Source organism: Jiangella mangrovi (assembly GCF_014204975.1).
GTDB lineage: Bacteria > Actinomycetota > Actinomycetes > Jiangellales > Jiangellaceae > Jiangella > Jiangella mangrovi.
Genome location: NZ_JACHMM010000001.1, coordinates 2,829,663 through 2,851,428, shown reverse-complemented (window position 1 = coordinate 2,851,428; position 21,766 = coordinate 2,829,663). Strand labels below are relative to the sequence as shown.

Annotated in this window: 23 protein-coding genes and 4 tRNA genes; 8 read left to right on the top strand and 19 right to left on the bottom strand. The window is 71.4% G+C overall.

Features of this window, described 5'->3' with window-relative positions; translation table 11 throughout:
- Positions 1–596 precede the first annotated feature (596 nt).
- The 8 genes from rplL to HD601_RS13335 all read right to left on the bottom strand — a co-directional run bounded on the left by rplL (position 597) and on the right by HD601_RS13335 (position 6,257).
- Positions 597–989 (bottom strand): 50S ribosomal protein L7/L12, encoded by a 393-nt coding sequence (rplL, locus tag HD601_RS13370; protein WP_184822583.1) that lies wholly within the window; start codon positions 987–989, stop codon positions 597–599.
- Between the two features lie 78 nt (positions 990–1,067).
- Entirely contained in the window at positions 1,068–1,748 is a 681-nt protein-coding gene (gene rplJ / locus HD601_RS13365; protein WP_184822581.1) for a 50S ribosomal protein L10, read from the bottom strand.
- A 246-nt stretch (positions 1,749–1,994) separates the two neighbouring features.
- A complete protein-coding gene (locus tag HD601_RS13360; RefSeq protein ID WP_184822579.1) occupies positions 1,995–3,674 on the bottom strand; it encodes an alpha/beta-hydrolase family protein in 1,680 nt (559 codons plus the stop codon).
- A 109-nt stretch (positions 3,675–3,783) separates the two neighbouring features.
- A complete protein-coding gene (rplA, locus tag HD601_RS13355) occupies positions 3,784–4,494 on the bottom strand; it encodes a 50S ribosomal protein L1 (RefSeq protein WP_184822577.1) in 711 nt (236 codons plus the stop codon).
- An 89-nt stretch (positions 4,495–4,583) separates the two neighbouring features.
- The gene (gene rplK / locus HD601_RS13350) at positions 4,584–5,015 is read right to left on the bottom strand and encodes a 50S ribosomal protein L11 (protein WP_184822575.1); all 432 of its coding nucleotides are present in this window, start codon (positions 5,013–5,015) and stop codon (positions 4,584–4,586) included.
- A 66-nt stretch (positions 5,016–5,081) separates the two neighbouring features.
- Entirely contained in the window at positions 5,082–5,837 is a 756-nt protein-coding gene (gene nusG / locus HD601_RS33080; RefSeq protein ID WP_343076408.1) for a transcription termination/antitermination protein NusG, read from the bottom strand.
- 44 nt (positions 5,838–5,881) lie between these two features.
- Positions 5,882–6,130: a preprotein translocase subunit SecE gene (gene secE / locus HD601_RS34775; protein ID WP_184822573.1), complete on the bottom strand. Its 249-nt coding sequence runs from the start codon at positions 6,128–6,130 to the stop codon at positions 5,882–5,884.
- Positions 6,131–6,184: 54 nt separating this feature from the next.
- Positions 6,185–6,257 (bottom strand) — tRNA-Trp (locus tag HD601_RS13335).
- Positions 6,258–6,466: 209 nt separating this feature from the next.
- Between HD601_RS13335 and HD601_RS13330 the strand changes: the two genes are divergently transcribed.
- From HD601_RS13330 to HD601_RS13315, 4 genes are all read left to right on the top strand, one after another.
- Positions 6,467–6,940: a hypothetical protein gene (locus tag HD601_RS13330; RefSeq protein ID WP_184822571.1), complete on the top strand. Its 474-nt coding sequence runs from the start codon at positions 6,467–6,469 to the stop codon at positions 6,938–6,940.
- Positions 6,941–6,985: 45 nt separating this feature from the next.
- Positions 6,986–7,621: a hypothetical protein gene (locus HD601_RS13325; RefSeq protein ID WP_184822569.1), complete on the top strand. Its 636-nt coding sequence runs from the start codon at positions 6,986–6,988 to the stop codon at positions 7,619–7,621.
- Between the two features lie 61 nt (positions 7,622–7,682).
- The gene (locus HD601_RS13320; protein WP_425503410.1) at positions 7,683–8,909 is read left to right on the top strand and encodes a pyridoxal phosphate-dependent aminotransferase; all 1,227 of its coding nucleotides are present in this window, start codon (positions 7,683–7,685) and stop codon (positions 8,907–8,909) included.
- A 10-nt stretch (positions 8,910–8,919) separates the two neighbouring features.
- Positions 8,920–9,948, top strand: coding sequence for an adenosine deaminase (locus HD601_RS13315; protein ID WP_184822565.1), 1,029 nt, complete (start codon positions 8,920–8,922; stop codon positions 9,946–9,948).
- Positions 9,949–10,100: 152 nt separating this feature from the next.
- Here HD601_RS13315 and HD601_RS13310 read toward each other — a convergent pair whose 3' ends face one another.
- Together HD601_RS13310 and HD601_RS13305 are read right to left on the bottom strand one after the other, a co-directional pair.
- The gene (locus HD601_RS13310; RefSeq protein ID WP_184822563.1) at positions 10,101–10,904 is read right to left on the bottom strand and encodes a PIG-L deacetylase family protein; all 804 of its coding nucleotides are present in this window, start codon (positions 10,902–10,904) and stop codon (positions 10,101–10,103) included.
- 196 nt (positions 10,905–11,100) lie between these two features.
- Entirely contained in the window at positions 11,101–11,544 is a 444-nt protein-coding gene (locus HD601_RS13305) for a winged helix-turn-helix transcriptional regulator (protein ID WP_184822562.1), read from the bottom strand.
- A gap of 81 nt (positions 11,545–11,625) precedes the next feature.
- Here HD601_RS13305 and HD601_RS13300 point away from each other — a divergent pair, with 81 nt between their 5' ends.
- Positions 11,626–13,041 carry an MFS transporter gene (locus HD601_RS13300; protein ID WP_184822560.1) on the top strand — a complete coding sequence of 472 codons (1,416 nt, stop codon included), beginning with the start codon at positions 11,626–11,628 and terminating at the stop codon, positions 13,039–13,041.
- On the opposite strand, the gene HD601_RS13295 is transcribed toward HD601_RS13300, so the two are convergent.
- The 7 genes from HD601_RS13295 to HD601_RS13265 all read right to left on the bottom strand — a co-directional run bounded on the left by HD601_RS13295 (position 13,038) and on the right by HD601_RS13265 (position 15,758).
- Positions 13,038–14,105, bottom strand: coding sequence for a UDP-N-acetylmuramate dehydrogenase (locus HD601_RS13295; RefSeq protein ID WP_184822557.1), 1,068 nt, complete (start codon positions 14,103–14,105; stop codon positions 13,038–13,040). The genes HD601_RS13300 and HD601_RS13295 overlap by 4 nt on opposite strands.
- 17 nt (positions 14,106–14,122) lie before the next feature.
- A complete protein-coding gene (locus HD601_RS13290) occupies positions 14,123–14,569 on the bottom strand; it encodes a MaoC/PaaZ C-terminal domain-containing protein (protein WP_184822555.1) in 447 nt (148 codons plus the stop codon).
- Positions 14,562–15,023 carry an FAS1-like dehydratase domain-containing protein gene (locus HD601_RS13285; RefSeq protein WP_184822554.1) on the bottom strand — a complete coding sequence of 154 codons (462 nt, stop codon included), beginning with the start codon at positions 15,021–15,023 and terminating at the stop codon, positions 14,562–14,564. Before HD601_RS13285 ends, HD601_RS13290 begins: the two co-directional genes overlap by 8 nt.
- A 71-nt stretch (positions 15,024–15,094) precedes the next feature.
- The gene (gene rpmG / locus HD601_RS13280) at positions 15,095–15,265 is read right to left on the bottom strand and encodes a 50S ribosomal protein L33 (protein ID WP_026877526.1); all 171 of its coding nucleotides are present in this window, start codon (positions 15,263–15,265) and stop codon (positions 15,095–15,097) included.
- Positions 15,266–15,365: 100 nt separating this feature from the next.
- Positions 15,366–15,442: transfer RNA gene (locus tag HD601_RS13275), tRNA-Met, on the bottom strand.
- A gap of 44 nt (positions 15,443–15,486) precedes the next feature.
- Positions 15,487–15,559, bottom strand: a tRNA-Thr gene (locus tag HD601_RS13270).
- A gap of 117 nt (positions 15,560–15,676) precedes the next feature.
- Positions 15,677–15,758: transfer RNA gene (locus HD601_RS13265), tRNA-Tyr, on the bottom strand.
- A gap of 98 nt (positions 15,759–15,856) precedes the next feature.
- Here HD601_RS13265 and HD601_RS13260 point away from each other — a divergent pair.
- From HD601_RS13260 to HD601_RS13250, 3 genes are all read left to right on the top strand, one after another.
- Positions 15,857–16,351, top strand: coding sequence for a YajQ family cyclic di-GMP-binding protein (locus HD601_RS13260; protein ID WP_184822552.1), 495 nt, complete (start codon positions 15,857–15,859; stop codon positions 16,349–16,351).
- Between the two features lie 159 nt (positions 16,352–16,510).
- Positions 16,511–17,242 carry a dienelactone hydrolase family protein gene (locus HD601_RS13255; protein ID WP_184822550.1) on the top strand — a complete coding sequence of 244 codons (732 nt, stop codon included), beginning with the start codon at positions 16,511–16,513 and terminating at the stop codon, positions 17,240–17,242.
- Between the two features lie 90 nt (positions 17,243–17,332).
- A complete protein-coding gene (locus tag HD601_RS13250) occupies positions 17,333–19,576 on the top strand; it encodes an esterase-like activity of phytase family protein (protein WP_184822548.1) in 2,244 nt (747 codons plus the stop codon).
- 531 nt (positions 19,577–20,107) lie between these two features.
- Here the strand turns inward: HD601_RS13250 and HD601_RS13245 are convergent.
- On the bottom strand, positions 20,108–20,821 hold the full coding sequence (locus tag HD601_RS13245) for an SDR family oxidoreductase (RefSeq protein WP_184822546.1): 714 nt from the start codon (positions 20,819–20,821) through the stop codon (positions 20,108–20,110).
- 38 nt (positions 20,822–20,859) lie between these two features.
- Positions 20,860–21,708, bottom strand: a complete 849-nt coding sequence (locus HD601_RS13240) for a M48 family metalloprotease (protein ID WP_184829810.1) — start codon at positions 21,706–21,708, stop codon at positions 20,860–20,862.
- Positions 21,709–21,766 lie beyond the last annotated feature (58 nt).

Below are 21,766 nucleotides of genomic sequence, written 5' to 3'. Positions count from 1 at the left end.
AAGCGGGCAGCATCGGCGAAGGGCAGCGCAAAGCTGCAGTCTAACCCAAAGGGCACACTGCTGTCGAGTGGTCAGCCACTCCGCGCTTCCTTCTGTCTCGCATCCCCCACCCCACTGCCCGATCAGCATCTCGTCACGAGGTCGCTCTCGTCAAGCACCGACGCTCCCGGAATCCCGGAAGAGTCCCCTGTTTTGCCGCATTCGCGGTGCTCAGAGGCTGATCAACAACTCATCCGAACGTACGATCCAGTGGCGCGGCGGGTGGGTTGCCGGGGGCCGGGCGCTGCGGCGGGGCAGACCGAGGGGTCCTCGCGACGGCTGCCGGATTTCACTGTGGGCGAACAGATGCGTGCTCGTTCCCACGTTTCGGACGCCCGCTGGCCGTTCTCGGAGGCGTCGGCCGATGTCACCGATACGCCCGGCCCGATGTCACCGATGGCCTTGGCACGCCGTGGCGTTCCACATACGCGACATTCCGGGCGCGCTGGGTCACGTCCAGCGTGTCAAGGCGCGGTGTCACCGATCCGGACATGCGAACGGGCCCGGCACCCCCGTGAAGGGGTACCGGGCCCGCCGGATGCCAGTGGGTCAGAGACTCACTTGACGGAGACGGTGGCGCCGGCGGCCTCGAGGGCCTCCTTGGCCTTGTCCGCGGCCTCCTTGTTGACCTTCTCGAGCAGCGGCTTCGGTGCGGCCTCGACCAGGTCCTTGGCCTCCTTCAGGCCGAGGGAGGTCAGCGCGCGGACCTCCTTGATGACCTGGATCTTCTTGTCGCCGGCGGACTCGAGAATGACGTCGAACTCGTCCTTCTCCTCCTCGGCCGGAGCGGCGGCACCCGCGCCACCGGCGCCCGGAGCGGCGGCGACGGCGACCGGAGCGGCCGCGGTGACCTCGAAGGTCTCCTCGAACTTCTTCACGAACTCGGAGAGCTCGATCAGAGTCATCTCCTTGAACGCGTCGAGGAGCTCCTCGGTGTTGAGCTTCGCCATGGTGGCGGTTCCTTTCTGTGGTCGGCTGAATGCCGGGTTGTCGTACGGGCTCGGGGTCGAGTGACGACCCCCGGGCGTTCAGCCCTCGTTCTGCTCCGTCGCCTCGGCCGCCTCAGCGGTCTCGGCGGCGGGTGCCTCGTCGGCAGGTGCCTCGTCGGCGGCCGCCTCGGCAGCGGGCGCCTCCTCGGCCGGCGCTTCGTCGGCGACGGCCGGCGTGCCGGCGCCTCCGGCGAGGATGCTCGGGTCGGCCTCGGCCTTCTGCCGCAGCGCCTCGACGACGCGAGCGGTCTGCGCCAGCGGGGCGGCGAACAGCGACACCGCGTTATGCAGCGACGCCTTCATCGCACCGGCCAGCTTGGCCAGCAGGACCTCACGCGACTCGAGGTCGGCGAGCTTGTTGATCTCCTCACCGGTGAGCGGGGCGCCGTCGAGCAGGCCACCCTTCACGACGAGGACGGGATTCGCCTTGGCGAAGTCACGCAGGCCCTTCGCGGCCTCGACCGGGTCGCCCTTGACGAAGGCGATGGCCGACGGGCCGGAGAGGTAGTCGTCGAGCCCCGAGACCCCGGCTTCGCGCGCCGCGATCTTGGTCAGCGTGTTCTTCACCACGGCGTAGGACGCGTTCCCACCGAGCGACCGACGCAGTTCCGTCAGCTGCTTGACGGTGAGGCCGCGGTACTCGGTCAGCACGACCGCGTTGCTGGCGCGGAACTCGTCCGCGAGCTCGGCGACCGCGGCTGCCTTGTCAGGCCTCGCCATGGGGCTCCTTCTTCCGGATGGTGGTGCCGGAGGGACCCACAGACATGAAAAACGCCCCGGCGCAGGCGCGGGGCGGAGGAAACCGACGGCACACGGCCGACGACGGACCTTCGTCTCTCACCTGCGCGGGCCGACCACATCACTGCGGGACCTTCGTCACGATCGGCGGGCGATCGTGAGACCGGCGGTCTTTGGCAGCGTCAATGGTACGGGGTGCGGCCCCCGCCCACCAAATCGGTCACCACGTCAGCCGAAGGGGCCCGTCTTCTGGTCCTGGAACGAGTGCACCATGTCGCGCAGCTCCTCGGTGCGCCCGTCCGGCCAGTCGTCGGGCGGCGCGACCGCGAGCCAGGCGTCGACGAGCTCGCCGCCGTAGTTGTGCCCGTGCCCGGCCGGCACTGTCGCCGACAGCGCCATGTCGGCAGTGACCTGCCAGAACGTGACGAACGGATACCAGTCGAGGGTGGGCAGGACGTCGGGGCCGTGCTCCTCGTCGATCCACTCGGGCCGCTCGAGCAGCAGGTCCCACGACCACAGCGTGACAGGGTCGGAGGCGTGCTGCAGGAACACCACCGGCGGGCCCTCCTCGAACTCGAGGTCCAGCGGCTCCTGCCAGCCGCCCCAGAACTTGACCTCGCGGCCGCCGTCGTACACGGGCAGTCGCGCCGGCGAGCCGGGATCGCGGTCCGCGGTCAGCTCACGGCGCAGCGAGTGCCGGCTGGGCGAGCCGACCCACAGCGCGCCGTCGACCTTGGACCGCAGGTCGCCCAGGGAGTCGAACGCGGCCGCGCTGCCCATGGCGCCGAGGCTCTCGCCGTAGACGATCAGCTTGGGGCGCTCCGACGGCGGGCGCTCCAGCCAGGCGTCGTGGACGGCGTCGAACAGCGCGCGGCCGGCCAGGCGCACCTGCTCCTGGTCGGCGACGAAGGAGATCCAGCTGGGCAGGTACGAGTACTGCAGCGCGACGATCGCGGAGTCGCCGTTGTAGAGGTACTCGAGCGCGTCGGCCGCCGCCCCGTCGACCCAGCCGGTCCCCGTCGTCGTCACCACCACGAGCACCTGCCGGTCGAAGCCGCCGGCCCGTTCCAGCTCGCGGACGGCGAGCGAGGCCAGCCCCGCGGGCGTCTCGGCGGAGTCCATGCCGACGTAGGCGCGGACCGGGTCCAGCGCCCGGCTGCCGCTGAACGCCGTCAGCTCCTCGACCGTAGGGCCGGACGACACGAACTCGCGGCCCTTGCGGCCCAGCGAGTCCCAGGTGACCAGCGAGCCCGGCCCGCCCGAGTGGGTCGCCGACGACGGCGCGTTGTTGCCGGCCTCGGTCTCCATGTTGACCGCGGCGAACGCGTCGTTGGCGACGTCGAGCAGGCTCGGGTACAGCAGGCCGGTCCAGGACCAGAACGCCAGCCCGCCCACGCACAGCACCGACGCGACCAGCGCCACGACGGGCGGCACCCAGCGGGCGAAGAACCGCCGCAGCCGCCGCGACGCGCCGCGCAGCAGCCGGGCCAGCGCCAGGAAGACGACGAAGATCGCGCCCGCGACCAGCAGGATCAGCAGGTAGTGGTTGGGCCCCGGACTCTCGACGTCCATCAGCGTGCGCAACTCGGTCTGCCAGGCCGCGTTCGACGCCAGGTACCACGCCACCGCAGCTGCCGCCGTCACCCCCAGGCCCCACCAGGCGATCAGCCGGGTCCGCGGCGACGGCGTGAGCCAGGCGGGCCGCGCGCGGCGCAGCACCAGGCGCACCAGCCAGGCCAGCAGCACACCGAGCGCGTAACCGATGGTGGCCGTCAGCCCGCTCACCATGGCCTGGTAGACCCAGGTGCGCGGCAGCAGCGTCGGCGTCAGCGACCAGCAGAAGAAGCAGGCCGCGCCGATCAGCCCGCCGTAGTCGGGGCGGAGCCAGGCCAGGAACCGGCCCAGCACCGGCACCTCCCGGATCCGGGCAGCGAAACGCGACCGCCGCGAGCCATCGGACTGGTTCGCGGCGGTCGCGGAGCGGTGAGTCGTCAGCGAACGGCTCACCGGGCGGAACTCATGCCTCGGCAGCCTCCGCCGCACGCACCTTCGACGGGTCGAGCGGGATGCTCGGGCCCATGGTGGTGGTGAGCGTCGCCTTGCGGATGTAGCGGCCCTTCGATGCCGACGGCTTGAGCCGGTTGATCTCGTCGAGGGCGGCCGCGTAGTTCTCGGCCAGGGCCTGCTCGGTGAACGACGTCTTGCCGATGATGAAGTGGAGGTTCGCGTGCCGGTCGACCCGGAACTCGATCTTGCCGCCCTTGATGTCGGAGACGGCCTTCTCGACGTCCATGGTGACGGTGCCCGTCTTCGGGTTCGGCATCAGGCCGCGCGGGCCGAGCACGCGGCCCAGCCGGCCGACCTTGCCCATGAGGTCCGGCGTCGCGACGACGGCGTCGAAGTCGAGCCGGCCGCCCTGGACCTCTTCGACCAGCTCGTCGCCGCCGACGATGTCGGCACCCGCCGCCTTGGCCTCCTCGGCCTTCGGGCCGACGGCGAAGACCAGGACCCGAGCGGTCTTGCCGGTGCCGTGCGGGAGGTTGACGGTGCCGCGGACCATCTGGTCGGCCTTGCGGGGGTCGACGCCCAGCCGCAGGGCCACCTCGACGGTGGAGTCGTACTTGGTGGTCGACGTCTCGCGGGCGAGCTTGACGGCCTCGGCCGGGTTGTACAGGCGCTCGCGGTCGATCTTGTCGGCCGCGGCGCGGTAGGACTTGCTGCGCTTCATGTCATCTCCTCGTGGATCTGTGGAGTCGTGGTGCGGGCCCAGCGCTGGGACCCTCCCACTGGCCGGCTCGTGATGACCGAGCCGGGTTGTCAGTCGGCGACCGTGACGCCCATCTGCCGGGCGGTGCCCGCGATGATCTTCTCGGCGGCCTCGATGTCGTTGGCGTTGAGGTCGGGCATCTTCGTCTCGGCGATCGAGCGAAGCTGCTCGCGGCTGATCGAGGCGACCTTCGTCTTCTGCGGCTCGCCCGAGCCCTTCTCGACGCCGGCGGCCTTGAGGATCAGCTTCGCGGCCGGCGGGGTCTTCGTGACGAAGGTGAAGGAACGGTCCTCGTAGACCGTGATCTCCACCGGGACCACGTCGCCCCGCTGCGACTCGGTGGCCGCGTTGTACGCCTTGCAGAACTCCATGATGTTGACACCGTGCTGGCCCAGCGCGGGGCCGACTGGCGGTGCCGGGGTCGCCTGGCCGGCCTTGATCTGGAGCTTGATCAGGCCTGCGACCTTCTTCTTCGCTGGCATTCCTCGGGTCCTTGTCGTGATGGTGCTGCTGTCCCGTGCGCACCGGACGGCGCGCGCGGGGGTCCGTCAGAGCTTCTGGATCTGGTTGAACGAGAGCTCGACGGGGGTCTCGCGGCCGAAGATCTCGACGAGTCCCTTGATCTTCTGGGAGTCGGCGTTGATCTCGTTGATGGTCGCGTGCAGAGTGGCGAACGGTCCGTCGACGACCATGACGGAGTCACCGACCTCGAAGTCCACGACCTCGACCTGCTTCTTCTCCTCCGCCGGCTTGGCCTGCTCGGCCACCTGCGGAGCGAGCCAGCGCTCGACCTCGTCGAGGTCCAGCGGGATGGGCTGGTGCGCGTGCCCGACGAACCCCGTGACGGCAGGGGTGTTGCGGACCGCGGACCACGACTCGTCGGTCATGTCCATACGCACCAGCACGTAGCCGGGGAAGCGGTTGCGCTTCACCATGCGGCGCTGGCCGTTCTTGATCTCGGCGACCTCTTCGGTGGGGACCTCGATCTCGAAGATGAAGTCCTCCATGTTGAGGCTGCCGATGCGGTTCTCGAGGTTGGCCCGGACCCGGTTCTCCATACCGGAGTAGGTCTGGACCACGAACCACTCGCCAGGCTTGGCGCGCAGTGCCCGGCGGAACTCCGCCAGCGGGTCGGACTCCTCGGACTCGACGCTGCCGGCGGCCTCGTCCTCGGCGGCCTCGTCCTCAGCGGACTCGTCCGCCTCGGTGGGCTCCGCCTCGGGGGCAGCCTCAGCCGGACCGGGCTCGCCCGTGGGCGACTCCTCGGTCTCGACGTCCTCGATGGTCGACTCGTGCTCGGACACGGTGTGCGCTTCTTCCTCCTGGGTGCGGCTGACCACGGACCGGCTCAGCCGAAGATCTCGAACATCGCCCAGCCCAGGCCGAGATCGAGCAACGAGACGACCGCGATCATGATCGCCACGAAGACGAGCACGACCGCCGTGTACGTCACCAGCTGCTTGCGGGTCGGGTAGACGACCTTGCGCAGCTCGGCCACGACCTGGCGGGTCCAGAGCGACAGGCGGGCGAACGGGCCGCGGCGCCGGGGCGAACGCGGACGCTCGGGTGTAGCGGTCTTGCCGCTGGTCTCCGTCACGTGCTACCTCGCTGACTCTGGAACAACGTCAGGCCGCTGAGTTGTGCGACCTCGCAGGGCAGGAGGGACTTGAACCCCCAACCGCCGGTTTTGGAGACCGGTGCTCTACCAATTGAGCTACTGCCCTTCGGGCGGACGTGGTGATCCCCTGCCAAAGATGTGTGGGCACGCTTCGGCTGGGGGTCGGACGACCACCCAAGAGTGAGAGTGTACGGGGTGAGGGGCGTCCTGGTCGAACTCGCTGCGGAGGAGGTTCTTCGCCGCTCGATCGGTGGCGCTCCGGCCCGGTGATCTCTAGTGTCGATGGTACGTGCTGGCGACCCGACGGAGACCGACATGAGCGCCACGGTGCCGGGGAACGACGGCGTGAGCGTCCTGCGCCCGCCGGGCGAGATCCTGACCGCCGTGCGCCTCATGTATCTGGGTGCGGCACTGACGGCACTGATGGGTGTGCTGCGGGCGCTCGACCCCGACGCCTTCGAGGACGCGCTCGCCGACTCCGCGGGCACGGAGGTGTCCGGCGCCAGCATGCGCGGCACGTACCTGTTCTTCCTGCTCGTCGTGGCCGGCCTGTGGCTGCTGGTGGCGCGCGGCTGCCGTCGCGGCAGGGGCCGGTACCGGGTCCTGGCGACGGTGTTCGCGGCGGTGTACGTGCTGGCGACGCTCGCCACGCTGGTGAGTGCGCCGCGATTCGACGCCTACAACGTCGTCAGCGGACTCGTCGCCGTGGTGGCCGTCGCCGTCACCTGGCTGTTGTACCGCCCGGAGGCACGGCGCTGGTTCGCCTCACGGACGCCTCCGACCAGCTAGGGTGCCTTGCCTACAGGTACCCGTCCAGACGATGGAGATTCGACCATGAGCGGCACCACCCCTCCGCCGGGCTCCGGTCCAGGCGAGGAAGAGAACCCCTACGCGCAGTCCGGCCAGGGCCGGCCGCCGGAGCAGCCGTGGCAGCAGTCCGCGCCGCCGCCCCAGGGCCCGCCCGCGTGGACCGGCCCCGTCGACGGCGGCAGCGCCGGCTGGGGCGACCCAGCCGTGCCGGCAGAGCCGCCGCAGACGCTGCAGCGCGCGGCCATCCTCATGTACGTGGGCGCGGCCATCTCGGCCGTCACGGCGCTGATCCCGCTGCTGTTCCGCGACTCGATCCGTGACGCGATCGCCGACGCCGACAGCAGCCTGAGCGCCGACGAGATCGACTCCGCCGCCAACGTCAGCGTCGGCATCGCCGTGGTCGTCGGCCTCATCGGCGTCGCGCTGTGGCTGTGGATGGCGTCGGCGAACAAGGCCGGCAAGTCCTGGGCCCGCGTCGTCGCCACCGTGCTCGGTGGCCTGAACATCCTGTTCACGGTGCTCTCTCTGGGCACCGGGGGCGGCGGCATCGGGCTGGTCGTCAACCTGGTGTCGATCGCACTGGCCGGGTACATCTTGTACCTGCTCTACCGGCCCGAGTCGAGCGCGTACTACGCGGCACGGAGCGGCAAGCAGCGCTGACCTCGTGTCCGGCGGCTGAAACGCTCAACCCCTTGGCGCGGCGCGGCGAGATGATGCCAGGATGGACCGCATGATCTCGCCTGCGCCCGCCGGCGCCGCCACCCGCGTCTCTGCCCGCATCGCCGCCATCACCGAGTCGGCAACTCTTGCGGTCGATGCGAAGGCGAAGGCGCTCAAGGCGGCGGGCCGGCCGGTCATCGGCTTCGGGGCCGGCGAGCCCGACTTCCCGACGCCCGACTACATCGTCGAGGCCGCCGTCGAGGCCTGCCGCGACCCCCGCAACCACCGCTACACCCCAGCCGGCGGCCTGCCGGAGCTGAAGGAGGCCGTCGCCGCGAAGACCGCGCGCGACTCCGGCTTCCAGGTCGAGGCCGGCCAGGTGCTCATCACCAACGGCGGCAAGCAGGCCGTCTACCAGACCTTCGCCGCCCTGCTCGACCCGGGCGACGAGGTGCTCATGCCGACGCCGTTCTGGACCACGTACCCCGAGTCCATCGCGCTGGCCGGCGGCGTCCCCGTCGAGGTCCTGGCCGACGAGACCACCGGCTACCGCGTCAGCGTCGAGCAGCTCGAGGCGGCCCGCACCCCGCGCACCAAGGTGCTGCTGTTCGTGTCGCCGTCGAACCCCACAGGTGCCGTGTACTCGCCCGAGGCGGTCCGCGAGATCGGCCGGTGGGCGCACGCCAACGGCCTGTGGGTCGTCACCGACGAGATCTACGAGCACCTCGTCTACGGCGACGCGACGTTCTCGTCCATCGTCACCGAGGTGCCCGAGCTGGCCGACACCTGCGTCGTCGTCAACGGCGTCGCCAAGACCTACGCCATGACCGGCTGGCGGGTCGGCTGGATGATCGGCCCCAAGGACGTCATCAAGGCCGCCGCCAACCTGCAGTCGCACGCCACGTCCAACGTGTCGAACGTGTCGCAGCGGGCCGCGCTGGCCGCCGTCGCCGGCGACCTCTCCGCCGTCGCCGACATGCGCGCGGCGTTCGACCGGCGCCGTCGCACCATGGTCAGCATGCTCAACGAGATCGACGGCGTGTTCTGCCCGGTGCCCGAGGGCGCCTTCTACGCCTACCCGTCGGTCAAGGACGTGCTCGGCCGGACCATCGCTGGGCGCACGCCGAAGACCAGCGCCGAGCTCGCCGAGCTGATCCTCGAGGAGGCCGAGGTCGCGGTGGTGCCGGGCGAGGCGTTCGGCCCCAGCGGCTACCTGCGGCTGTCGTACGCACTGGGCGACGACGACCTCGCCGAGGGCGTCGGCCGGATCCAGCGGCTGCTCGGCTGAGCCCCGTCGCGTGACCGAACCGGCTCCTCGCGACCTGCGGGCCCTGCCCAAGGCGCACCTGCACCTGCACTTCACCGGGTCGATGCGGCACTCCACGCTGCTCGACCTCGCCGACGAGCACGGCGTGCGGCTGCCCGACTCGCTGCGCGAGGACTGGCCGCCGCTGCTGTCGGCCGCCGACGAGAAGGGCTGGTTCCGGTTCCAGCGCCTCTACGACGTCGCGCGGTCGGTGCTGCGGACGGAGTCGGACGTGCGCCGGCTCGTGCTCGAGGCCGCTCAGGACGAGGCGGCCGAGGGCTCGGGCTGGCTCGAGATCCAGGTCGACCCGTCCGGGTACGGGGGCCGGTTCGGCGGCATCACGGCGTTCACGGACCTCGTGCTCGACGCGGCGCGCGTGTCGTCGACGACGACGGGAGTCGGCATCGCCGTGGTCATCGCGGCCAACCGCACCCGGCACCCGCTCGACGCGCGCACGCTGGCCCGGCTGGCCGGGCAGTACGCGGGGCGCGGCGTGGTGGGCTTCGGCCTCTCCAACGACGAGCGCCGCGGCGTCATCGCCGAGTTCGCGCCGGCCTTCGCCATCGCCGCGCGCGCCGACCTGATCTCGGCGCCGCACGGCGGCGAGCTGCGTGGCCCCGACAGCGCCCGGGCCTGCCTCGACGACCTCGGCGCGGCCCGGCTGGGCCACGGCATCCGGTCGACGGAGGACCCGGCGCTGCTCGAGCGCATCGTCGAGTCGCAGATCACCCTCGAGGTCTGCCCGGCCTCGAACGTCGCGCTCGGGGTGTACTCGACGCCCGAGGACGTCCCGCTGCGGGTCCTTTCCGACGCCGGCGCCAGGGTTGCGCTCGGCGCGGACGACCCGCTGCTGTTCGGGTCGCGCCTGCTCGACCAGTACGAGACGGCGCGGCACGTGCACGGCCTGAGCGACACCCAGCTGGCGGCGCTGGCGCGCGGCTCCATCGAGGGCTCGGCCGCGCCGTCGGACGTGCGTAAGGAGTTGTTGGAAGGCGTTGACGCCTGGTTGGCCGGGGTTTGAGGTTCTGCCGGGGTTGAGGTCGGCTCCGCTGCGGCACCGTCCTGGTCTGATGTCACGTCCTGGTCCCCAGTCACGCGTTGGGGCCGAATTCGACCGTTTCGCGTGACGCCAGACCAGCACGTGACGGCAGACCATGACGCAACCCCACGAACCTACGCCGGGGCACCGACCACGGCCGGCACGGCCAGCTCGTCCAAGATCCCAGAACCAGCGCCCGATCGCAGGTACCACTCGTAGCCGTAGGCCTCGTCGAAGCCGGCGTGGCCGAGGGAGTCGGGGCTGACCTGGCTGGCGTGCACGCCGATGGCGGCCCGCTTGACCTTCACCTCGGCGGCGGAGCCGTCGATGCGCAGCGCGACCTCGCCGGACGGCACCCCGAACGGCAGACCGGTCGCCTCGGCGGCGGCGTGGATGAGGTGGGAGCGGGTGGCGCGGTCGTGCAGGTGGTCGCGGTCGACCGTGGACTCGTAGGCCACGACGCCGGTCAGCCGGGCGGCCGCGGCGCCGATGCGGTGCGCGGCCAGGTGGTCGGGGTGGCCGTAGATGCCGCGGCCGTCGTCGTGGACGAGAGCCTCGGCGCCCTCGGACTCGATCAGGGCGGCGATGCGCCGCGCCACGCGCGCGGGGTCGGCCGCGGCCAGCGCGTCGGGGTGGACGTTGTCGGCGGCGCCGGGCAGCCCGGAGTCGCGCGCGCCCAGCAGGACCAGCCGCGACACGCCCAGCAAGGAAGCCGCGGCCTCCAGCTCGGCGACCCGGCGCTGCGCCATGGTCTCGCCGGGCGCCAGCGGCACGTGCACCTCGCCCAGCTCGCCCAGCGTGGCCGTGACCAGCACGACCCGCGCGCCGGCGTCGGCCAGGCGGCGCAGCGTCACGCCGGTGAAGATGGCCTCGTCGTCGGGGTGCGCGTGGAGGACGAGGACGGTGCGCCCGCTGAGGGACGAGTGGTTCGAGAACATTCCTGCCTGCTGTGGGAAGAGGGCGGCCGGCCTGACAGCCTGGCCCGCCGGAGGGTCGGGTCGCGGGAGAGGTTCAGCGACAGCGACAACAGCAGGGCATGCCGACGACCGCCGGGACGGCGGTGCGGAGCGGCATGCTGATCACGAGCGCAGAGTCTGCCACATCCCCGCTCCCTTGTGCACCCGGAATTCGCGCTCAGGCGTCGACGAGCTCTCCGGCAGCGGCAGCGGCGCGGCGGTCGTAGTCGTCGCGGGCGGAAGCGATCTCCTGCCGGTGCGCCTCGGTCCAGTTGACCAGCGCCTCGATGGTGTCGTGCAGCGTGGCGCCCAGCGGAGTCAGCTCGTAGTCGACACGGGGCGGCACGACGGGGTGAACGGTGCGGCGCACGAGGCCGTCGCGCTCGAGCTGGCGCAGGGTGACCGTCAGCATGCGCTGGCTGATGCCGTCGATCTCGCGTCGCAGCTCGGTGAACCGCAGGCTGCGCAGGTCGAGCAGGGCGATGACCAGCAGCGACCACTTGTCGGCGATGCGGTCGAGGATCTGCCGGACCTCGCAGTCCTCGCGCGGGTCCCACTTCTGGCAGTACTCGGGGTCGGTTACCGCCGTGTACCCGGGTGACTTCGAAGTGCCTTCTTCCATGGTCAGCCATGGTGCCGGAAGATGCGATCAGGCACAAGAAGTAACCGACCCTCTGTTCGATAACCATGAAGGAGTCCGCCCGTGGCACCCCCACCGGCCCCGTCCGACCGGCTCACCTCCCGAGGCTGGGCCGTCCTGATCGTGCTGAGCAGCGCGATCTTCCTCGAGGGCATCGACGTCTCGATGATGGGCGTCGCCCTCCCCTCGATCCGCGCCGACCTCGGCATGTCCACGTCGTCCCTGCAGTGGGTGGTGAGCGCCTACGTGCTCGGCTACGGCGGGTTCGTGCTGCTCGGCGGGCGCGCGGCCGACCTGCTGGGACGGCGGCGGATGTTCGTTCTCTGGCTCGTCGTCTTCCTGCTCTTCTCCGGCCTCGGCGGCCTGGCGACCGACGGCTGGATGCTGATCGCCGCCCGGTTCGTCACCGGCATCGCGGCGGCGTTCATGACGCCGGCCGGGCTGTCGATCATCACGACGACGTTCCCCGAGGGACCGCAGCGCAACCGCGCGCTGCTGATCTACGCCGGCATCGCGGCCGGCGGCTTCTCGCTCGGCATGGTCACCGGCGGCCTGCTGACGGCGATCGACTGGCGCTGGGTGTTCTTCGCCCCCGTCATCATGGCGGCGCTCATCCTGGTCGCGGCGGTGCGGCTGATCCCGCACGACGTGCCGGCCGCGCGGACCGCCGGCGGGTACGACCTCGGCGGCACGCTGAGCCTCACCGGCGCGATGCTGCTGCTCGTCTACACCGTCGTCATGCTGCCGGAGGTGCCGATCGGCTCGACGGCGACGACGGCGGCAGCGGGGGTCGCGCTGCTGGTGGCGTTCGTGGCGATCGAGCGCCGGTCGCGGACCCCGCTGCTGCGCCTCGGCCTGCTGCGCTCCGCTCCCCTGGTCCGGGCCAACATCGGCGCGATGATGCTGGTCGGCGGGTTCGTCGGGTTCCAGTTCATCGCCGTGCTGTACCTGCAGGAGTTCCGCGGCTGGTCGGAGACGGAGACCGGGCTCGCGCTGATGGTCCTCGGCCTGGACGCGATCCTGGCGCCGACGCTGACGCCGATCCTGGTTCGCCGGTTCGGCAACGCGACGGTGATCGTCGGCGGGCTGGTCCTCGCCGCCGTCGCCTACACCCTGTTCCTGCGCGTGGGCGCGGACTGGACGTACGCGGCCATGCTCCCGGCGTTCCTCGTGCTCAGCCTGGCGTTCGCGCTCGCCTACGGACCACTCACCATCGCCGCCACCGACGGCGTCGCCGAGGAGGAGCAGGGCCTGGCCAGCGGTGTGCTGACGTCGTCGTTCCAGTTCGGCGGCGCGCTCGGGCTGGCTGTCGTGACGGCGGCCGTGGTGGCCGGGAGCGGCCCGGGCGGCTCGGACCTGAACACCTTCCGGACCGCGCTGCTCGTCCCGCTGACCGGCGCGGTCATCGGCGTGCTGGTCACCGGCTCGGGCCTGCGTCGCCGACGGCGCTCGCCGGCGCCCGCGCTGGAGCGGGTCTAGAGGGTGCAGCCGACGAGCGTGGGCTCCGGCGCCAGCTCGACGCCGAAGGCGGAGCGCACGCCGTCGCGCACCTCGCGGGCGAGGCCGAGCAGGTCGGCGGTGCTGGCCTCGCCCCGGTTGGTCAGGGCCAGCGTGTGCTTGGTCGAGAGCGAGACGCCGCCACGGCCGCCGGAGTAGCCGCGGCCGAACCCGGCCCGCTCGATCAGCCAGGCCGCGCTGGACTTGACCAGGCCGTCGCCGGCCGGGAACCGCGGTGCGTCCGCGGGCAGGGCGGCGGCCTGGGCCTCGGTGAGGACCGGGTTGGTGAAGAACGACCCGGCGCTCCAGGTGTCGTGGTCGCCGGCGTCGAGGACCATGCCCTTGCCGGCGCGCAGGGCCAGCACGGCCGCCCGCACCGAGGCCAGCGGGGCCCGCCCACCCACCTCGACGCCCAGCCGGCGAGCCAGCTCGGCGTAGGCCACCGGCATGCCGAGGCTCCCCTCGCGCAGCTGGTAGCTGACGGTCAGGATCACATAGCGGTCGGTGCCCTTGAACCGGCTGTCGCGGTAGGCGAAGCCGCAGTCGGCGTTGGCGAAAGTGCGGACACGGCGGTCCTGGCGGTCGTACGTGCGCACCTGCCAGACCGTCTGGCGCACCTCTTGCCCGTAGGCGCCGACGTTCTGCATGGGGGTGGCGCCGACCAGGCCTGGGATGCCGGAGAGCGCCTCGAGGCCGGGCCACTCGTTCGCGACGGTGTAGGCGACGAGGTCGTCCCACGGCTCGCCGGCGGCCGCCGTCAGCAGCACGCCGCCGCAGGCCGCCAGGGCGTCGCTGTCGCAGGAGGCGCTGGCGTCGACGTCGATGCCGCGGGTGGCGACCCGCACCGCCGTCCCGTCGAACCCGGAGTCGCCGATGACGAGGTTCGAGCCGCCGCCGACCAGCAGCACCGGCTCACCGCGCTCGTCGCCGTCGCGGACCAGGGCGATGAGCTCGGCCTCGGTGGTCGCCTCGACGACACGCTTCGCCGGGCCGCCGAGCCGCAGGGTGGTGAGGCCGGCGAGGGGGACGTCGAAGGTCTCGCGCACCGACTGGACCCCCGCGTTCACGACGGCGCGGGCCGGTCGGCCGGGAGCCGGCACAGGGCCCGGGCCTGCGTCAGCACCTTCTGGTCGTCGACCTTGACGGTGAGCTCGAGTGCCACCAGGCCGTCGTCGCGGACCTCGGTGACGGCGGCGGCCACGCGGACGGCCACGCCGATGTCGTCGTCGGGGACCACCACGGGGCGGGCGAAGCGGGCGCCGTACTCGACGACGGCGGCGGGGTCGCCCAGCCAGTCGGTGAGGAGGCGCCCGGCCAGGCCCATGGTCAGCATGCCGTGGGCGATGACGTTGGGCAGCCCGACGGACGTGGCCACCCGCTCGTTCCAGTGGATCGGGTTGAAGTCGCCGGAGGCCCCGGCGTACCGGATCAGGTTCTCGCGAGTGATCCAGTACGTGTGGTCGGCGACGACGTCACCGACGGCCAGCTGCTCGGTCACCCGCTCAGTCACTGGCGTCTCCCCCGTCGAAATCCTCGGGCCGCACCAGCAGGGTCGCCTCGGAGAGACAGACGTCCGTGTCGTCCTCGTCCCGAACCTCGGTGCGGATCTTGAGCAGGTCGTTGCCGGCGACGGCACGGACCCCGTCGAGCCGGGTGGTCGCCTCGACCCGCGTGCCGACCGGCAGCGACCGCGCGTAGGTGAAGCGCTGGTCGACGTGCACGACCCGGGCGAACTCGATGCCCAGGTCCTTCATCAGCAGGTCGAAGCCGTTCATCACGATGATCATCATGAACGTGGGCGGCGCGACGACGTCGTCGTGCCCGTAGCCGCGAGCCGCCGCTGTGTCGACGTACGCCGGATTCGCGTCGCCGATCGCTTCCGCGAACTCGCGGATCTTCTCCCGGCTCACTTCATAGAACTGGGGAGGGTAGACCCGTCCGACGACCGAGGGATCAATGGGCATGCGCTGACGTTACCGTCACCAGGGCCGGGCTCCGACGGGAGACCCTGGCCACGAGCCTGCGCGCGAACGCGTCAGCGGGTCTCGCGGTGGACGGTGTGGGTGCGGCAGCGCGGGCAGAACTTCTTCAAGTCGAGCCGGTCGGGGTCGTTGCGCCGGTTCTTCTTGGTGATGTAGTTGCGCTCCTTGCACTCCGTGCAGGCCATGGTGATCTTGGGACGGATGTCAGCGCTCTTGGCGGCCACGGGTGCCTCTTTCGGGGACGTCTGGATCGTCGGAACCGTGCAAGGGTACCCGACCTGGTCACGACTCACCCAATCGAGCAGTGTGTGACGGACGGGCAGGTGGTAGCGGGGGCGGGATTCGAACCCGCGACACAACGATTATGAGCCGTTTGCTCTAACCACCTGAGCTACCCCGCCGAGGGGAGTCGGCGCCGCCGCAGATGGCGGCGCATCCTCACCAGAGCCCCAATACGGAATCGAACCGTAGACCTTCTCCTTACCATGGAGACGCTCTGCCGACTGAGCTATTGGGGCGTGCGCCAGACGAGGGTATACGACCTCGGGCCGTGGTGCGAAATCGGCCCTCCGGCTCGGAGTTCACGTCCCGAACCGGCTGGTACCGGGACGTGCTCTCACTGTCCTCGAGAGGCGTGGCAGGTGCAGGATTCGAACCTGCGTAGGCTGTGCCGGCTGATTTACAGTCAGCTCCCTTTGGCCGCTCGGGCAACCTGCCGCGGTTCCGGGCCTTCGGCTCGGACCGGTGAGAGAATACATCAGTGCGGAGGGCGCCGGACAATCGGTTCGCGCCCGAGACATCCCGAAGGAGCCGTCGTGGCTAGCGAGTCCTCGTTCGACGTGGTGAGCAAGGTCGACCGGCAGGAGGTGGACAACGCGCTGAACCAGGCGTCCAAGGAGATCTCGCAGCGGTTCGACTTCCGCGGCACCGGCGCCTCGATCCGCTGGCTGGGCGAGCTCGGCATCGAGATGGAGGCCTCCGCCGAGGACCGCGTCAACGCCGTCCTCGACGTCTTCAAGGACAAGCTCGTCAAGCGCAAGGTGTCGCTCAAGGCGCTCGACGCCGGCGACCCCCGCGCCTCCGGAACTGTGTACAAGATCACTGCCACCCTGCAGGACGGCCTCGACCAGGACCAGGCCAAGAAGATCACCAAGGCCATCCGCGAAGAGGCTCCCAAGGGCGTGAAGACCCAGGTGCAGGGCGACGAGGTCCGGGTGTCGTCGAAGAGCAAGGACGACCTGCAGGCAGTCATGACGCTGCTGCGCGAGCAGGACTTCGACTTCGCCGTGCAGTTCATCAACTACCGCTGACGGGCGGGCCGGCTGCTAGTCTGCGGGAGGCCGTGCGAGAGAACGAGGAGGTGGTACCCCGTGAACGCAGTATCGACATGGGTGCTCCCCTCCGGGGTCACGGTCGGGCGATAGGTCGTCCGGGAGCGCCGTCCACGCGCACTCCCGAAAGGCACGACCATGCGATTCACTTCCGAACACCGCCTCGACGACGCCGTCCTCGAGCGCGAGTTCACCCTCGGCGAGATCCCCGGCCTCCTGTGGACGCCCGGCCCCGCCTCCGCGCCTGCCCCGCTGATCCTGCTCGGCCATCCCGGCGGGCTGCGGAAGATGTACCCCCGGCTGGTGGACCGGGCCAGGCACTGCGCGGAGCAGGGCTACGCCGCGGCCACCATCGAGCTCCCCGGGAGCGGCGACCGGCCCCGTTCCGCCGCCGCCGAGCAGGCCCGCGCCGACCTGCAGCGCGCGGTGCGAGCCGGTGAAGGGGTCGACGCCGAGATCGTCGACCGGCTCGTCCTCCCGCTGGTCGACCGGGCAGCGCCGGAATGGCAGGGCGCCCTGGACGCCCTCCTCGCGCTGCCCGAGATCGGCGGCCCGGTCGGGTACGCGGGAGGGGTGATCTCCATCGGCGTCCGGCTGGCGGTGGTCGAGCCGCGCATCTCGGCCGCCGTGCTGTTCGCCGGGAGTTTCGTCCCCCGTGCCATGGTCGAGGAGGCCCGGCAGGTCACCATTCCGCTCCTGGTCCTGCTGCAGTGGGACGACGAAAGCAACGACCGGCAGCAGGCCCTGGAGCTGTTCGACGCCCTCGGCAGCAAGGAGAAGACGCTGCACGCCAACATGGGCGGGCACACCGGCGTCCCGTCGTTCGAGGGTGACGACGGCAACCGGTTCTTCGCGCGGCACCTGACCTGACGCGGCCGTTCGTGGGGACTTCGGCCGCACGCCGGGCTGCGTTCACGACGACGTCGCATGAGCGTCGTCGGACGCCGTTGGGATCGGGCGATGAGAACTCCACTCGCGCGTTCCGTCGCGGCCGCCGTCGCCGCGACCCTGCTGCTCCCGGCAGCCGCGGCCGCCGGAGAAGACCACGACCGCGGGAACTCCTCGCGCGGTCAGGTCACCCACCCCGTCCTCGAGGGCCGCGCCACGCTGTCCGCGGACTACCTGGCCGAGGGCCCGCCGTCGGGCGCCCTGGCGTCGCCGGCCAACGGCCGCCAGGGCCCCTGGGACGGCCAGGTCATCCCCGGCTTCTCGGCCATGGTCGACAACGGCGACGGCACCTTCTGGGCCCAGCCCGACAACGGGTTCGGCTCGAAGGGCAACTCGGCGGACTTCCTGCTGCGCAACTACCTGGTCCGGCCGGACTGGAACACCGGCGACGGCGGCTCGGGTGAGATCGAGGTCGAGCGGTTCGTCTCCTACAACGACCGCAACCACGTGCTCGACTTCCCGATCGTCAACGAGACGACGCCCGAGCGCCTGCTCACCGGCGCCGACTTCGACATCGAGTCGGTCGTGCGGGCCGGCGACGGCACGTTCTGGGTGGGCGAGGAGTTCGGTCCGTTCATCCTGCACTTCGACCGCAACGGCACGCTGCTCGAGTCGCCGGTCCCGCTGCCGCGCGACCTGAAGTCGCCGCAGAGCCCGTACCTGCAGCCGGGCGAGACCCCGCAGGTGCGCTCCAGCCGCGGCTTCGAGGCCATGGCCGCCTCGCCCGACGGCCGCTACCTCTACCCCATCGTCGAGGGCGCCTACGCCAACGACCCCGACCAGCGCCGCCGCGAGATCCACGAGTTCGACACCCGCCGCGACCGCTACACCGGGCGCACCTGGAGCTACCAGACCGACCAGGAGCCCAACGTCATCGGTGACGCGTTCACCGTCGGGCGCGGCACGTTCTGGATCATCGAGCGCGACGACTTCGAGGGCGACCAGTCGGTCACGAAGCGCATCTACGAGATCGACCTGCAGCGCCGCGACCGCGACGGCTACGTCGGCAAGACGCTGATCCTCGACGCGCTGCGCATCGACAACCCCGAGGGCATCGACGCCGGCGAGGGCTACGGCCTCGGCGACACCTTCGCGCTGCCGGTGCAGTCGTTCGAGACGGTGCTGCGGCTGAAGGACGGCCGCATGCTCATCGGCAACGACAACAACTACCCGGGCAACGACGCGCGCAACACCGGCATCCCGGACGACACCGAGATGGCGATCGTCGACCTGCGCAGGGCCCGCCCCACGGACGACGGCATCACCGTCGTCGGGCACCGCGGCGCCTCGGGCTACCGGCCGGAGCACACACTGGCCGCGTACGAGACCGCGATCCTGCAGTGCGCGGACTTCATCGAGCCCGACCTCGTCTCGACCAAGGACGGCGTGCTCGTCGCCCGGCACGAGAACGAGATCGGCGGCACCACCGACGTCTCGACGCGCACGGAGTTCTCCGGCCGCCGCACCACCAAGGTCATCGACGGCGTGAGCATCACCGGCTGGTTCACCGAGGACTTCACGCTCGCCGAGCTGCGCACGCTGCGGGCCAAGGAGCGCATCCCGGCGACCCGGCCGGCCAACGCCGCGTTCGACGGGCTCTACATGATCCCGACCCTCGACGGGGTGCTCGACCTCGCCCGCAACTCGCGCACCTGCGACGGGCAGCCGGTCGGCGTCTACCCCGAGACCAAGCACCCGACCTACTTCGACTCCATCGGGCTGTCGCTCGAGGAGCCGCTGGTCGCGCAGCTGAAGGCCAACGGGATGAACCACAAGGACGCTCCGGTCATCCTGCAGTCGTTCGAGACGGGCAACCTGAAGCAGCTCGACCGCATGACGCCGGTGCGGATCGCCCAGCTGATCAGCTCCAGCGGTGCGCCGTACGACCTCGTCGCAGCCGGTGACCCGCGCACCTACGCCGACCTCGCGACGGCGTCGGGCCTGCGGGCGGTCTCGCGCTACGCCGACGGCGTCGGCCTGGAGAAGAACGTCATGATCCCGCGGACCGCCGCCGGCACGCTGGGTTCGCCCACCCCCGTCATCCGCGACGCCCATCGCGCCGGGCTCGAGGTGCACGGGTGGACGTTCCGCCGCGAGAACCAGTTCCTGCCCGCGGAGTTCCGCTCCTCCGCCGACCCGAACGGGATCGGCGACCTCGAGGGTGAGATCCAGGTCTTCCTCGAGGCCGGCATGGACGGCTTCTTCACCGACAACCCCGACCGCGGCGACGCCGCCGTCGAGGAGTTCGAGGACTGACGGCCTCAGCTGAGCCCGTCCGGCGCCCGGTCCGTGCACCCGCACGGGCCGGGCGCCGTCCTTCGCCTTGGCAGGGTCGCCTGGCGGAGCGTAAAGTGGGTTGTGCCAGGGCAGTAGCCCGCGGAAGTGAGCCCCGCAGTCGTCCGGACGGTCGGTGAGCGGGGCTTCGCGCTGTCTAGGCCCTGATCACCGTGCTGTACGCCGATACCCGATCTCGCCACCGGCCGCCCTTCGTGTAGCACCAGGCGACGGCATCGGCCACACACAGCAACACGTCCTCGCGAGCACGTAGGTGCCGGTACTCCATGTCGCCGGCAAGGATCTGCCCCTGGCGGGCGTTGCTCTCCTTCTTGAAGTGATACGCGCCTGGCCGGGTGCGAGCAGGCGGCGCACGGCGGCGCGACCGGCCTTCACGTCGCCTGCGGGAACGATGGCAGCTGCGACGATGTAGTCGCCCGCGAACGACTCGTCGACGAACGCGTGCAGCGTCACTGGCCGATCCGGAGACAAACGACCTGGATGGCGACGGGGTCAGCGCAGGCCGCCGTCAACGTCCAGGGTGATGCCGGTGGTGTAGGTGCTCTCCAGCAGGAAGAGGGCCGCGTGCGCCACCTCGTCGGCGGTCCCGATGCGGCCCAGCGTGGCCTCGCGGCCGGCCATGGCGACGTACTCGCGCCGGGCGTCGGACGGCATCGGGTCGCCGCCGCCGAGGGTGTCGATGCGGCCGGGCGAGAGGGCGTTGACCCGCACCGGCGCCGCCTCGACGGCCAGGGCCTTCACCAGGCCCTCGATCGCGCCGTTGACGGCCGCGAAGGCCGACAGACCGACGGCGGGCTTGCGGTAGAGGAAGCCGGAGAACAGCAGCACCGAGCCGTCGGGCGCCATTCGAGGCAGAGCGGCCCGCACGGCGCGGTACTGCCCCCAGAACTTGGTCTCGAAGAGGTCGCGGACGGCGTCCTCGGGCACGTCCGCGAACGGGCCGGCCACGCCGCCGGCGGCGGCCGTCACCAGGTGGTCCAGCGGCCCGGCCTGCTCCAGCGCGTCCGCGAGCGCCTCGCCGTCGCGGACGTCGGCCACGAGGTACGAGACCGCCGGGCCGAGGTCCGCCGCCACGGACTTCAGCCGGGCCTCCGTGCGCCCGATCAGGACCACCGACGCGCCGCGCCCGGCCGCCGCACGCGCCGTCGCCGCCCCGATGCCGCCGCTCCCGCCGGTGATCACGACCCGCTTGCCCGCCAGCGTCATCCGCCGTCTCCTCGTCTCGTGTGGAAGCCCCGAGGAGGTCAGCGGCGGTAGCCCGCCCGTTGTTCCAGCCGCGCCACCCGCTCGGCCATGGGCGGGTGCGAGGCGAACAGCTTGGCGATGCCGGTCTGCTGCAGCGGACTGGCGATCATCAGGTGGCTGGTGGCGACGATGTCGCGCTCCGGCGGCAGGACCAGCGTGCGGGTGCTGGCGTCGAGCTTGCGCAGGGCGGCGGCCAGGCCGAGCGGGTCGCCGGTGATGCGGCTGGCCTCGGCGTCGGCGGCGTACTCGCGGTCCTCGCTGACGGTGGCGCGCACGACGGCGGCGGCCACCGGTCCGAGCACGGCCAGCAGTGCCCGCCCGACGGGGCCGGCGTGGTCGCGGTCGCGGCGGCCGAACATCCGCAGCCCGGCCGCCACCATGACGACGCTGGCGACGGCGCCCGCCGTGGACGAGACGACGATGTCGCCACGGCGGATGTGGGCGAGCTCGTGGCCGACGACGGCGCGCAGCTCACGCTCGTCGAGCAGGTCGAGGATGCCCTCGGTGCAGCAGACGGCCGCGTGGCCGGGGTCGCGGCCGGTGGCGAACGCGTTCACGGCGCGGGTCGGGCTGACGTAGAGCCGCGGCATGGGCACCCTGGCGGGCGCCGTCAGCTCGCGCACGACCCGGTGCAGCACGGGCTGCTCGGCCTCGCTGACGGGGTAGGCGCGCATGGCGCGCAGTGCGATGGCGTCGGAGCGCAGCACGATGTAGGCGTCGAGCGCGACGACGACCACCGCGGCCACGGCCAGACCGGCCGAGCCGAACCACGAGCCGGCCAGCAGGCCGAGCACCGACAGCCCGGCCAGCAGCACCACGGCCTTCACACGATTGCGTTGCACGTCCACCTCTCGGGGCACCGGTCCACCGAGTCACGGCGCCCTGCGGGTCAACGCGCGGTGGACC